Consider the following 11,818-nt stretch of genomic DNA (forward strand, 5'->3'; position numbering starts at 1 on the left):
GCGACGGCGGCCCCGAGGCCGCCGCCCGCGACGCGCGGTACGCGGCGCTGGACGCCGCCGCCGAGCGCCACGGCGCCGCCGCCGTCCTGCTCGGCCACACCCGCGACGACCAGGCGGAGACGGTGCTGCTGGGCCTCGCCCGCGGCTCCGGCACCCGCTCGCTCTCCGGTATGGCGGCCGTCTCGGGGGCGGCCGGCCGGTACCGCCGCCCGTTCCTCCAGGTCGACCGCCAGACCGCCCGCAAGGCCTGTCTGGTGCAGTCGATCCCCGTCTGGGACGACCCCCACAACACCGACCCCGCCTACACCCGCTCCCGGCTGCGCCACGAGGGGCTGCCCGCCCTGGAGAAGGCGCTCGGCAAGGGCGTGGTCGAGGCCCTGGCCCGTACGGCACGGCTCTCGCGCGACGACGCGGACGCCCTCGACGCCTGGGCGGCCGACGCGGAGCGTTCCGTACGGGACGCCTCGGGCCAGCTGGAGTGCGCGAAGCTGTACGGGCTGCCGCCCGCCGTCCGCCGCCGGGTGCTCCGTACGGCGGTCATCGCCGCGGGCGCCCCGGCCGGTTCGCTGTTCGCCCGGCACATCGAGGAGGTCGACCGCCTGATCACGGGCTGGCGCGGCCAGGGAGCCATCAACCTGCCCGGCCGCGTGGAGGCCACGAGGCAGGGTGGCAGACTGGTCATCCGGCAGGGCTGAAGCGCTGGTCTCCTGGCGACCTGGCGACGACGAAAGTGATGCGGGTGGACGACAAGGACTTGGGCACCGATCTTCAATCGGTACTCATCACCAAGGAAGAGATCGACGGGAAGCTGGCCGAACTGGCCGGGAAGATCGACGCGGAGTACGCGGGCAAGGATCTGCTTCTCGTCGGGGTGCTCAAGGGCGCCGTGATGGTGATGGCGGATCTGGCGCGAGCTCTGTCCACCCCCGTGACGATGGACTGGATGGCCGTCTCCTCGTACGGGGCGGGCACGCAGTCCTCCGGTGTGGTCAGGATCCTCAAGGACCTGGACACCGACATCAAGGGCAGGCACGTCCTGATCGTCGAGGACATCATCGACTCGGGGCTGACCCTGTCGTGGCTGCTGTCCAACCTGGGCTCCAGGGAGCCGGCCTCGCTGGAGGTCGTCACCCTGCTCCGTAAGCCGGATGCCGCAAAGGTCGCGATCGACGTGAAGTGGATCGGCTTCGACATTCCGAATGAGTTCGTCGTCGGATACGGCCTGGATTACAACGAGAAGTACCGCAACATGCCTTTTGTCGGCACACTCGCACCGCACGTGTACGGCGGCTGAAGCGTTCGGCCCCGGACGGGAACCCCGGCCCCCCTCCCGCCGTTGGAGCATGGGAAGGCCGGTTTGTCAGCCGTCCCGTGCGGTCGCGGGTGACAATGCTGGGGTACCGTCCGAAGAACAGTCTTTTCTCACAGCGGCATTTACCTACGGGCAGGAGGGACGGAGCGTTCTCGCTCCGTATGGATGGACGTGAAGCGATACTTCCGTGGGCCGGTCATGTGGATCGTGCTGGCCGTCCTCGCCGTGGTCGTGTTGATGCAGGTCGTCGGCTCGTCGGGCGGCTATAAGACAGTGGACACCGGCCAGGTGATCCAGGCGATCAACAAGAACCAGGTCCAGCAGGTCAAACTGACGACCGGCGACGATCAGATCATCAAGGCCGAGCTCAAGTCCGGCGTGAAGATCAAGGACAGCAACAAGATCCAGGCGAGCTACATCGGCAGCCAGGGCTCGACCCTGGCCAAGACGCTTCAGGCGAAGTTCGACAGCGGCGACATCAAGAAGGGCTACACGGTCTCGCCGTCGAAGCAGAGCCCGTTCCTCTCGGTGCTGTTCTCGCTGCTGCCCTTCGTGCTGATCGTCGTGGTCTTCCTGTTCCTGATGAATTCCATGCAGGGCGGCGGCTCCCGCGTCATGCAGTTCGGGAAGTCCAAGGCCAAGCTCATCACCAAGGACACCCCGAAGACGACGTTCGCCGACGTGGCGGGGTCCGACGAGGCTGTCGAGGAGCTCCACGAGATCAAGGAGTTCCTCCAGGAGCCGGCGAAGTTCCAGGCCGTCGGCGCCAAGATCCCGAAGGGTGTGCTGCTGTACGGCCCGCCCGGTACGGGCAAGACGCTGCTCGCCCGCGCGGTCGCGGGGGAGGCCGGGGTCCCGTTCTACTCGATCTCCGGCTCCGACTTCGTCGAGATGTTCGTCGGTGTCGGCGCGTCCCGCGTGCGTGACCTCTTCGAGCAGGCCAAGGCGAACGCGCCGGCGATCGTCTTCGTCGACGAGATCGACGCCGTCGGCCGGCACCGCGGCGCGGGTCTCGGCGGTGGCCACGACGAGCGCGAGCAGACGCTGAACCAGCTGCTCGTGGAGATGGACGGCTTCGACGTGAAGGGTGGAGTGATCCTTATCGCCGCCACGAACCGGCCCGACATCCTCGACCCGGCGCTGCTGCGCCCGGGCCGCTTCGACCGGCAGATCGCCGTCGACCGCCCCGACATGCTGGGCCGTCTGGAGATCCTCAAGGTCCACCAGAAGGGCAAGCCGGTCGCCCCGGACGTCGACCTGGGCGCGGTCGCCCGTCGTACGCCCGGCTTCACCGGCGCCGACCTGGCGAACGTGCTGAACGAAGCCGCGCTGCTCACCGCACGCGGCGACAAGAAGCTCGTGGACAACCACGCGCTGGACGAGGCGATCGACCGTGTGGTGGCGGGCCCGCAGAAGCGGACCCGGATCATGTCCGAGAAGGAAAAGAAGATCACCGCGTACCACGAGGGCGGACACGCCCTGGTCGCCGCGGCGTCTCCGAACTCCGACCCGGTGCACAAGATCACCATCCTGTCCCGCGGCCGGGCCCTGGGTTACACCATGGTCCTGCCCGACGAGGACAAGTACTCCACCACGCGCAACGAGATGCTCGACCAGCTCGCGTACATGATGGGCGGGCGCGCCGCCGAGGAACTGGTCTTCCACGACCCGACCACGGGCGCCGCCAACGACATCGAGAAGGCCTCGGCGACCGCCAGGGCCATGGTGACCCAGTACGGCATGACCGAGCGGCTCGGCGCCATCAAGTTCGGCGGCGACAACACCGAGCCCTTCCTCGGCCGTGAGATGGGCCACCAGCGCGACTACTCGGAAGAGGTCGCGGCGCTGGTCGACGAAGAGGTCAAGAAGCTCATCGAGACCGCGCACAACGAGGCCTGGGAGATCCTGGTCGAGAACCGCGACGTTCTCGACAACCTGGTCCTCGCGCTCCTGGAGAAGGAGACGCTGAACAAGGAGCAGATCGCCGAGATCTTCTCCACCATCGTTCGGCGCCCCGCCCGCCCGGCGTGGACCGGCTCCTCGCGTCGTACGCCTTCGACGCGTCCGCCGGTGCTCTCACCCAAGGAGCTGGCGCTCACCAACGGCGCGATCGGCGCCAACGGTTCGAACGGTGGCCTGCCCTCCGCGACGACCGGTGAGACACCGACCGAAGCGATCCCCGAGGACCGCCCGGAGAGCTGATCCCGGACCGTCGCCGAGGCCCGGAATGCATGCCGCGTCCCCCAGGTTTTAGCCTGTGGGGGCGCGGTATTCGTTTGCCCGCCCCAGGACGGCACAGGAACGAGGCACATACATGACCGACCCGGTGACTCTGGACGGGGAGAGCCCGATCCGCGAGTTCGACGAGAAGCGGGTGGAGAATGCGGTGCGGGAGCTGCTGTTCGCCATCGGTGAGGACCCGGACCGTGACGGTCTGCGGGCGACCCCGGAACGGGTGGCACGCGCGTACAAGGAGATATACGCGGGCCTGTGGCAGACGCCCGAGGACGTCCTGACGACGACGTTCGACCTGGGGCACGACGAGATGGTCCTGGTGAAGGACATCGAGGTCATGAGTTCCTGTGAGCACCACCTGGTGCCGTTCGTCGGGGTGGCCCACGTCGGCTACATCCCGTCCGCCGACGGCAAGATCACCGGACTGTCCAAGCTGGCCCGGCTGGTGGACGTCTACGCGCGCCGCCCGCAGGTCCAGGAGCGGCTGACCACGCAGATCGCCGACTCGCTGATGGAGATCCTGGATCCCCGGGGCGTGATCGTGGTCATCGAGTGCGAGCACATGTGCATGACCATGCGCGGGGTTCGGAAGCCGGGCGCGAAGACGATCACGTCGGCGGTCCGGGGACAGATGCGGGTGCCGGCGACGCGTGCGGAGGCCATGAGCCTGATCATGGCCCGGTGATCACGGCCCGCTGAATCGCCGAGGACGTACGGGTCAGGACGTAGACGTACGGGCCAGCACGTACGGGTCAGGCGCGCGTCGCGGTCGGGTGGTCGTCGTCGTGGTCCTCCGGGAGCTTGCAGACGCGCTCCAGGAAGAAGGCCGCGAGGATCACCGCGATGCCGGCCACGACGGCGAAGCCCGAGTAGATCGCCTGGTCGCGGCGGGCGGGGACGTCCAGCTTGGTCAGCAGGAAGACGCCCACCCCGCCGTACATGCCCGAGACCAGGGCCACGACGAGCGCGCTGGCCTGGCCGAAGACCAGGGCGCGGGCCGCCATCAGCGGGTCGACGCCCTTCGCTCCCGGGCGCCGTTCGCGCTGGGCCCGCAGCCGCGAGCGCAGCGACAGCGCGGTCGCCGCGAGGACCACGGCGATCACCGCGAGCACGATGGGCGCCGCGAGCGGCACGCCCGGCAGGCTGCCGAGGGAGTCCCAGAGGCGGGCGGCGCCCCAGGAGAGCACGCCGGCCACCACGAACAGGCCGGCGAGCACCTTGATCCGCAACTGCTGCACCGAGAGAGCCGCCCTTCGCCTTGCCGTCCTCAGCCGTACCGGAATCCGTTGAGCCTAACGACTAATCGGGCAGGCGGAGTTCCAGGTCGGCGCGGGCCTGTATGCCGTCCGTCCCGACATAGGCCAGCAGGTCGGCGACGGCCCCGAGGCCAGGCACCTTCGCCTCCGGCTCGACGTCGTGCCACGGGGCGAGGACGAAGGCGCGCTGATGGGCGCGGGGGTGGGGCAGGGTGAGCAGCGGATCGTCCTGGACGACGTCCGCGTACGCCAGGATGTCCACGTCGATCGTCCGGGGGCCCCAGCGCTCCAGCCGTACCCGGTCGAAGGCCTCCTCGATGGCCTGGCCGCGCTCCAGCAGGGACGACGGGGGCAAGGTCGTCTTCACCACGACCACCGCGTTCAGGTACGTCGGCTGGGAGTCGGCGTCGACGCCCCACGGCTGGGTCTCGTACACCGGCGACACGGCCTTGACGCGCAGGCCCGGAGTGTCCTCCAGGGCGTCGATGGCCCCCTGGAGCGTCTCCAGCCGGTTTCCCAGGTTCGAGCCGAGGGCGACCACCGCCCGTTTGGGGTTGGACAGCGTGACATCGGCGGCATCGACCTGGGCGACGACCGAGGCGGGTACCGGCTGGACGGTCGGGTCGCTCTGCGGCCCGTTCGCGTAGGGGGCGGTCATAGTCGGCTCCGGATGATGGTGATGGTCACATCGTCGAAGGGCACGGTGATCGGTGCGTCGGGTTTGTGCACCACCACCTCGACCTCCTGGACGCCGTCGTGTTTGAGGCACCGCTGGGCGATGCGCTCCGCGAGTGTCTCGATCAGATCGACCGGGTCCCCCTGGACGATCTCCACGACCTCCTCGGCCACGACTCCGTAGTGCACGGTCTTGGTGAGGTCGTCGTCCGCCGCCGCGGCCCGCGTGTCCAGGCCGAGCACCACGTCCACGACGAAGGTCTGTCCTTCCTCGCGCTCCCGGGGGAAGACGCCATGGTGCCCGCGGGCCTTGAGGCCGCGCAGCGCGACACGATCCACGCGAATCACTCCTGCTGTTGTCGGTCGTCGGGACGTACCGGCCACGGGTGGGTGCCGGGGTGCCCTTATTCGAATCTACCTTCGAGCACCGACAGTGCCCTCCTACGGGTCCCGGGGACCCCACCCGCAAGAGGCCCCTACCCATTCAGGCGGACGGCTCCTCCTCTTCTTCCTCGTCGGTTTCCGTCAGCACGGGAGATCCATGGTGCGACCACACCTTCCACCCCTCCGGCGTGCGGCGGAACACGTTGGTCGCCACGACCAGCTGCCCGACGAGCGGCCCCAGCTCGCCGCTCTCCTCGGCGGGGCCGCCGCTGAGGATGTTCTCGGTGCAGGTCACGAGGGCGGTGTCGGCGGCGACGGACACGGCGACGTCGGTGAGGAAGAACTGGATGTACTCGGTGTTCGCCATGATCAGGGCGTACGAGCGCAGCACCTCGGCGCGGCCGGAGAGCACGGGCCAGCCGGGGTGCACGCAGGAGATGCCGTCCTCGTCCTCCAGCCAGAGCGCGGTCAGCGCGTCGAGATCACCCCGCTCCATGGCCTCGTAGAAGGTGGTGTTCGCCTGCTCGACCTCTTCGACGTCCGTACGGGCGGTCATGCGGCGTCCTCGACGGCGCGCGCCACGCGGACCGCGTCCGCCGTGGCCCGTACCTCGTGGACCCGGACCGCCCAGGCGCCCTGGTGCGCGGCGATCGCGGAGATCGCGGCGGTGGCCGCGTCCCGCTCGCGGGCCGGCGGCGGGGCGCCCTCGGTGGCCAGGACGTGCCCCAGGAAGCGTTTGCGGGACGCGGCGATGAGGAGCGGGCGGCCCAGGGCGCGCAGCTCGGCCTGGTGCGCGACCAGCGCGAGGTCGTGCTCGGCCCGCTTGGCGAAGCCGAGGCCGGGGTCGATGACGATCCGTTCCGGGGCGATGCCGCCGGTGACCACCGCGTCCATCCGGGCGCGGAGCTCGGCGACGACCTCGGCGACGACGTCCCCGTACACCGCGAGGCGGTTCATCTCCTGGCTGAAGCCGCGCCAGTGCATCACCACGAAGGGCACTCCGGCGGCGGCGACGACGGGCACCATGTCCGGGTCGCCCAGGCCGCCGCTCACGTCGTTGACCAGGGCGGCCCCGGCCTCGACCGCCCGCGCGGCGACCGAGGCGCGCATGGTGTCCACGGAGACCGTGACGCCCTCCGAGGCGAGTCCGCGCACGACGGGGACGACCCGCCGCAGCTCCTCGTCCTCGTCGACCCGGGTGGCCCCGGGGCGGGTCGACTCACCGCCGACGTCGACCAGGTCCGCGCCCGCGGCGACCAGGTCGAGGCCGCGCTTGACGGCGGCCGTGGTGTCGAACCAGCGGCCTCCGTCGGAGAAGGAGTCGGGCGTCACATTGACGACCCCCATGACCGCACAGCGGTCCCACTGCGGCAGTCCCTCGACCGTGCCTCGCCCGCGCAACGTACTCATACCCGACACCCTAGGGCTTGTCGGTGGGCGAGGGGCTTCACCCGATCTTGCTGATCGTCTCCAGTTCCACGGCGGTACGGGGGACCGCGTGCGCGTCCGCGTCGATGGAGCGGCGCAGTGCCTCGTGGAGCCGGGCCGGGGTCAGGACGCCCAGGAAGCGGCCCGTCCCCTCCTTGTCGATCACCGCGATCCACCCCGCGTCGTGCTGGAGCATCGTGGAGAACGCCTGCTTGAGCGAGGCGCCGACCGGCAGCCACGCCTCCATGCGGCGCGCGTGTTGCCGTACGGTCCCCTCCGCGCCCGTCTGCTCGGTGGAGATCCAGCCGTGCAGGTTGTCGTCGCTGTCCAGGACGACCGCCCAGCGCGCGCCCTCCTTCTCCAGCTTCGCGGCGGCGCTCCTCAGCGGGTCGTCGAGGTGCAGGACGGGCGGCTGTTCCAGGTCGCCCTCCTCGATCGGGGTCACGGAGAGCCGCTTGAGACCACGGTCCGCGCCGACGAAGTCCGCGACGTACGGGGTGGCGGGCGTGCCGAGCACGGCGGCCGGGGCGTCGAACTGCTCGATCCTGCCCTGTCCGTAGACGGCGATACGGTCTCCGAGCCGTACGGCCTCCTCGATGTCGTGCGTGACGAACAGCACGGTCTTGCGGACCGCCGCCTGGAGCCGGAGGAACTCGCTCTGGAGGTGGTCGCGCACCACCGGGTCGACCGCGCCGAACGGCTCGTCCATCAGCAGGACCGGCGGATCGGCGGCGAGTGCGCGGGCCACGCCGACGCGCTGGCGCTGGCCGCCGGAGAGCTGCTCCGGGTACCGGTCGCCGTACACGGACGGGTCGAGACCCACCAGGTCGAGCAGTTCGGCGGCGCGGGCCCGGCCCTTGTCGCGCTTCCAGCCGAGGAGGTGCGGGACGGTCGCGGTGTTCTCCAGCACGGTCTTGTGCGGGAACAGCCCGACCTGCTGGATCACATATCCGATACGCCGCCTGAGCTGGACCGGGTCGATGGCGGAGATGTCGTCCCCGTCGAGGAATATCCGCCCCTCGGAGGGCTCGATCAGCCGGTTGACCATCTTCATGGTCGTGGTCTTGCCGCAGCCCGACGGTCCGACGAGCGTGACCAGCTCGCCCTCGGAGACCTCGAAGGAGAGGTCGTCGACGGCGGTGGTGCCGTCCGGGTACCGCTTGGTGACGTTCTCGAATCGGATCATGATTCCCCATTGTGCGGCGTCTTATGTGAAGGCCATGTTGCTGGAATGTGGCGGATTTCCGCGAATGTCAGTGGTCGGGGATAGTCTCGCCGGACACACGGACGACACATACGTTCGGACACCACGCCGGACACATAGGTACGGGAAGAGGGGGGAGGCGGGGACGGATGAGCGCACAAGGATGCCTGGCGGCGAACGACTGGATCTGCGGGGAGTATCTCCGCTCCCGTAGCCAAGAGCTGACCGACGCGACGGTCCAGCACATCTGGATCACGGCCGTGTCGGTCGCCATCGGGCTGCTCGTGGCCTTTCCGCTGGCGCTGCTCGCGCGGAGCAGGCCGGCGTTCGCCGGGCCCGTGCTGGGTCTGACGACCCTGCTGTACACGATCCCCTCGCTGGCGATGTTCTCGCTGCTGCTGCCGTTCTTCGGGCTCTCCGCCGGACTCGTGATCACCGGCCTGGTGCTGTACTCCCCGACGATCCTCGTACGGAACATCATGGCGGGACTGGAATCGGTGCCCGAGGAGGCCAGGGAAGCGGCCCGCGGGCTCGGCTACGGCCCCGGGCGGCTGCTCTGGGAGGTCGAGCTGCCGCTCGCCCTGCCCGCCCTGATGGCCGGGCTGCGCATCGCGACGGTCTCGACGGTGGCGCTCACGACGGTCGGTTCGATCGTCGGCAAGGGCGGCCTCGGGAATCTGATCACGGACGCGCTGACCAGCTTCTTCAAGGCGCAGGTGCTCGCCGCGTCCGTCCTCTGCGTGCTGCTCGCGGTCGTCGCCGACCTGCTGCTCCTCGGGGTGCAGCGGCTGCTGACGCCCTGGACGCGGGCCGGCACCGGGCGCGCCTCGCGTGGGCCGCGCCTCCTGCGCCGTACAAAGACGGAGTCCACGTCCACGTCGACATCCACATCCACGTCCACGTCCACGGACAGCGACCGCACGGCGGCCGACGATCCCGCGAAGGCGGTGGGCTGACCATGGGAGTTCTGGGAGACGCCTGGACCTGGCTGACGACCGGCGCCAACTGGTCGGGCACCAGCGGGGTCTGGAACCGGCTCGGGGAGCATGTGTACGTCAGCGGGGTCGCCCTCGTCCTGGCCTGCCTCGTCGCCCTGCCCGTCGCGCTGTACCTGGGCCACCTCGGCAAGGGCGGCGCGCTCGCGATCAACATCTCGAACGTGGGCCGGGCCGTCCCCGTGTTCGCCGTGCTCGCCCTCTTCATGGTCTCGCCGCTGCGCAACTCCGGCTATGTGCCCACGATCATCGCCCTGGTGCTCTTCGCCGTACCGCCGCTGCTGACCAACGCGTACGTCGGCATGCGCGAGGTGGACCGCGCGGTGGTGGAGGCGGCCCGGGGCATGGGCATGTCGGGCCGCCAGGTCTTCGTACGGGTCGAACTGCCCCTCGCGTACCCGCTGATCATGACCGGGCTGCGCTCCGCCGCCGTCCAGGTGGTGGCCACGGCCACCATCGCGGCGATGGTGGGCCAGGGCGGGCTCGGGCGGATCATCACGGCCGGCTTCAACACGTACAACACCCCGCAGGTGGTCGCGGGCGCGCTCCTCGTGGCGCTGCTCGCCCTGCTGGTCGAGGGCGCGCTGCTGCTGCTCGACCGGCTGATCGACCCCGGCAGGCGCAGCGCCACCGCGCGCTCGCGCCCCTCACAGACGTCCGGTGCCACTGATGCCGCCGGGTCCCCCACGACCGCGTGAACCACGACTTCTGTTCTTTCCTGGATGGTGAATTCTCATGAGCAAGATCTCGCGCATCGCGGGTGCGGTCCTCGGAGCCTCGGTGCTGACCGTCTCGCTGGCCGCGTGCGGCGGCGACAGCCTGGAGAAGGGCAAGAGCGACCCGGGCAGTTCCACGGGCACCGACGCGGGCTCCGGCTCCGGCTCCGGCAAGAAGGGCTCGCTCGTCATCGGCGCGGCGGCCTTCACGGAGTCCAAGGTGCTGGCGCAGCTGTACGCCCAGATCCTCGGCGACGCCGGGTACTCGACGTCGGTCACCACGGTGAACAACCGTGAGCTGTACGAACCGTCCCTGGAGAAGGGCGAGATCGACGTCGTACCGGAATACGCGGCGACGATCACGGAATTCCTCAACGCCAAGGTGAACGGCGCGAAGAAGGCCGAGGCGAACCCGCTCGCGTCCAGCGACGCCGCCGCGACCGTGGCCGAGCTGAAGAAGCTCGCCGAGCCGCGCGGACTGAAGGTGCTGGAGGTCGGTGAGGCCGTCGACCAGAATGCCTTCGCCGTCACCAAGGAATTCGCCGAGAAGAACAACCTCAAGACGCTTTCCGATCTCGGCAAGTCGAAGATCAAGGTGAAGATCGCGGCGGGTGACGAGTGCGAGGTGCGCCCGTTCTGCGCGCCGGGCCTCAAGAAGACGTACGGCATCGACGTCGCGGGCATCGACCCCAAGGGTGTCGGTACGCCGCAGTCCAAGCAGGCCGTCAAGGACGGGGTGGACCAGGTCGTGCTGAGTTCCACCACCGACGGCACGCTCGACAGCTTCGGACTGGTGGTGCTGGAGGACGACAAGAAGCTCCAGAACGCGGACAACCTGCTTCCGGTCGTCAATGCCAAGGACGCCGGAACACCCGAGGTGGCGGCGGCCCTGAACAAGCTGACGGCCGCTCTGACCACCAGCGATCTCGCCGCGTTGAACCTGAAGGTCGACGCCGAGAGGGCGAAGCCGGAGGACGTGGCGAAGGAGTACCTGGAGTCGAAGGGCCTTCTTACGAAGTAGCGCGGGTCGGCGAATGGCGGGGCGGGAAAGCCGAATCGGCGGCGGAACGGCAACGGGCCGGGAAAGATTGTCCGACGCGCACCCCATCCGGTCTCCACGCACGGTAAATTTCAGGCCATGCCACGTGGACGCCACCGCCATTCCCCACCTCTCCACAAGCTTCTTCCGCCGTTGGCGGTCGCCGGAGCCGCGGTCCTCTGCGCGGCGGGGGCCTGGCTCCTCGCGGATCCGGCGGCGCTGCGCGGTCTGGTCGCCGCCACGGCCGTGGCGGCGCTCACCGGCGCGGTGTTCATGCGCAGTTGGGACGAGAGCGCCGGCCGCCGCGTCGCGGATCTGACGCGTGCGCGCGAGAGCGACCAGTGGAAGACCGAGGAGCGGATAGCCGAGCTGGAGGCGGACGTCGAGGAATCGCGCGAACTGCGTGTCAAGCTCGACGCCAAACTCCGCACGAAGCGCGTCGAGTTGGCGGGCCTGCGGGGCGAACACGCGGCGCTGCTGCGGCGGTACGCCACTGCGGAGACCGAGCGCGCCACCGCGCTGGAGGGTCGGCGCCAGCTCGCCCTGGAGGCGGCCGTGGAGCCCAAGGCGCTCC

General features: G+C 69.7%; 13 protein-coding genes and 1 pseudogene. 8 read left to right on the plus strand and 6 right to left on the minus strand.

Annotated features, from left to right (window positions below):
- From tilS to folE, 4 genes are all read left to right on the plus strand, one after another.
- Positions 1–695, plus strand: a 695-nt coding sequence (tilS, locus tag GT042_RS26245; RefSeq protein ID WP_161311205.1) for a tRNA lysidine(34) synthetase TilS, incomplete at its 5' end; no start/stop codon positions are given.
- A 38-nt stretch (positions 696–733) separates the two neighbouring features.
- A complete protein-coding gene (gene hpt, locus GT042_RS26250) occupies positions 734–1,294 on the plus strand; it encodes a hypoxanthine phosphoribosyltransferase (RefSeq protein WP_161311206.1) in 561 nt (186 codons plus the stop codon).
- A 183-nt stretch (positions 1,295–1,477) separates the two neighbouring features.
- On the plus strand, positions 1,478–3,514 hold the full coding sequence (gene ftsH, locus GT042_RS26255; protein WP_161311207.1) for an ATP-dependent zinc metalloprotease FtsH: 2,037 nt from the start codon (positions 1,478–1,480) through the stop codon (positions 3,512–3,514).
- Positions 3,515–3,626: 112 nt separating this feature from the next.
- On the plus strand, positions 3,627–4,232 hold the full coding sequence (gene folE, locus GT042_RS26260; protein ID WP_161311208.1) for a GTP cyclohydrolase I FolE: 606 nt from the start codon (positions 3,627–3,629) through the stop codon (positions 4,230–4,232).
- 67 nt (positions 4,233–4,299) lie between these two features.
- Here the strand turns inward: folE and GT042_RS26265 are convergent, their stop codons facing one another.
- The 6 genes from GT042_RS26265 to GT042_RS26290 all read right to left on the minus strand — a co-directional run bounded on the left by GT042_RS26265 (position 4,300) and on the right by GT042_RS26290 (position 8,476).
- A complete protein-coding gene (locus GT042_RS26265; protein ID WP_161311209.1) occupies positions 4,300–4,785 on the minus strand; it encodes a DUF3180 domain-containing protein in 486 nt (161 codons plus the stop codon).
- Between the two features lie 61 nt (positions 4,786–4,846).
- The gene (folK, locus tag GT042_RS26270; protein ID WP_161311210.1) at positions 4,847–5,461 is read right to left on the minus strand and encodes a 2-amino-4-hydroxy-6-hydroxymethyldihydropteridine diphosphokinase; all 615 of its coding nucleotides are present in this window, start codon (positions 5,459–5,461) and stop codon (positions 4,847–4,849) included.
- A complete protein-coding gene (gene folB / locus GT042_RS26275) occupies positions 5,458–5,817 on the minus strand; it encodes a dihydroneopterin aldolase (protein WP_161311211.1) in 360 nt (119 codons plus the stop codon). The genes folK and folB overlap by 4 nt, the downstream gene beginning before the upstream one ends.
- Before the next feature lie 145 nt (positions 5,818–5,962).
- Positions 5,963–6,418 carry a nuclear transport factor 2 family protein gene (locus GT042_RS26280; protein WP_161311212.1) on the minus strand — a complete coding sequence of 152 codons (456 nt, stop codon included), beginning with the start codon at positions 6,416–6,418 and terminating at the stop codon, positions 5,963–5,965.
- On the minus strand, positions 6,415–7,272 hold the full coding sequence (gene folP, locus GT042_RS26285) for a dihydropteroate synthase (protein ID WP_161311213.1): 858 nt from the start codon (positions 7,270–7,272) through the stop codon (positions 6,415–6,417). Before folP ends, GT042_RS26280 begins: the two co-directional genes overlap by 4 nt.
- Positions 7,273–7,309: 37 nt before the next feature.
- Positions 7,310–8,476 carry a betaine/proline/choline family ABC transporter ATP-binding protein gene (locus tag GT042_RS26290; RefSeq protein WP_161311214.1) on the minus strand — a complete coding sequence of 389 codons (1,167 nt, stop codon included), beginning with the start codon at positions 8,474–8,476 and terminating at the stop codon, positions 7,310–7,312.
- Between the two features lie 167 nt (positions 8,477–8,643).
- Between GT042_RS26290 and GT042_RS26295 the strand changes: the two genes are divergently transcribed.
- The 4 genes and pseudogenes from GT042_RS26295 to GT042_RS26310 form a co-directional block, all read left to right on the plus strand.
- Positions 8,644–9,450 carry an ABC transporter permease gene (locus GT042_RS26295; RefSeq protein ID WP_161311215.1) on the plus strand — a complete coding sequence of 269 codons (807 nt, stop codon included), beginning with the start codon at positions 8,644–8,646 and terminating at the stop codon, positions 9,448–9,450.
- A 2-nt stretch (positions 9,451–9,452) separates the two neighbouring features.
- Positions 9,453–10,187, plus strand: a complete 735-nt coding sequence (locus tag GT042_RS26300; RefSeq protein WP_161311216.1) for an ABC transporter permease — start codon at positions 9,453–9,455, stop codon at positions 10,185–10,187.
- Between the two features lie 37 nt (positions 10,188–10,224).
- Positions 10,225–11,226 carry an ABC transporter substrate-binding protein gene (locus GT042_RS26305; protein WP_161311217.1) on the plus strand — a complete coding sequence of 334 codons (1,002 nt, stop codon included), beginning with the start codon at positions 10,225–10,227 and terminating at the stop codon, positions 11,224–11,226.
- 117 nt (positions 11,227–11,343) lie between these two features.
- Positions 11,344–11,818 (plus strand): annotated as a pseudogene (locus tag GT042_RS26310) (hypothetical protein); the annotation flags it as partial.

The organism is Streptomyces sp. SID3212, from assembly GCF_009865405.1.
Taxonomy (GTDB): domain Bacteria; phylum Actinomycetota; class Actinomycetes; order Streptomycetales; family Streptomycetaceae; genus Streptomyces.

Coding starts and splice junctions, on each gene's coding strand:
- folK (WP_161311210.1), bottom strand. CDS start 5,461: ATGACCGCCCCCTACGCGAACGGGCCGCAGAGCGACCCGACCGTCCAG.
- GT042_RS26300 (WP_161311216.1), top strand. CDS start 9,453: ATGGGAGTTCTGGGAGACGCCTGGACCTGGCTGACGACCGGCGCCAAC.
- GT042_RS26290 (WP_161311214.1), bottom strand. CDS start 8,476: ATGATCCGATTCGAGAACGTCACCAAGCGGTACCCGGACGGCACCACC.
- ftsH (WP_161311207.1), top strand. CDS start 1,478: ATGGACGTGAAGCGATACTTCCGTGGGCCGGTCATGTGGATCGTGCTG.
- folP (WP_161311213.1), bottom strand. CDS start 7,272: ATGAGTACGTTGCGCGGGCGAGGCACGGTCGAGGGACTGCCGCAGTGG.
- hpt (WP_161311206.1), top strand. CDS start 734: ATGCGGGTGGACGACAAGGACTTGGGCACCGATCTTCAATCGGTACTC.
- GT042_RS26295 (WP_161311215.1), top strand. CDS start 8,644: ATGAGCGCACAAGGATGCCTGGCGGCGAACGACTGGATCTGCGGGGAG.
- GT042_RS26305 (WP_161311217.1), top strand. CDS start 10,225: ATGAGCAAGATCTCGCGCATCGCGGGTGCGGTCCTCGGAGCCTCGGTG.
- folE (WP_161311208.1), top strand. CDS start 3,627: ATGACCGACCCGGTGACTCTGGACGGGGAGAGCCCGATCCGCGAGTTC.
- GT042_RS26280 (WP_161311212.1), bottom strand. CDS start 6,418: ATGACCGCCCGTACGGACGTCGAAGAGGTCGAGCAGGCGAACACCACC.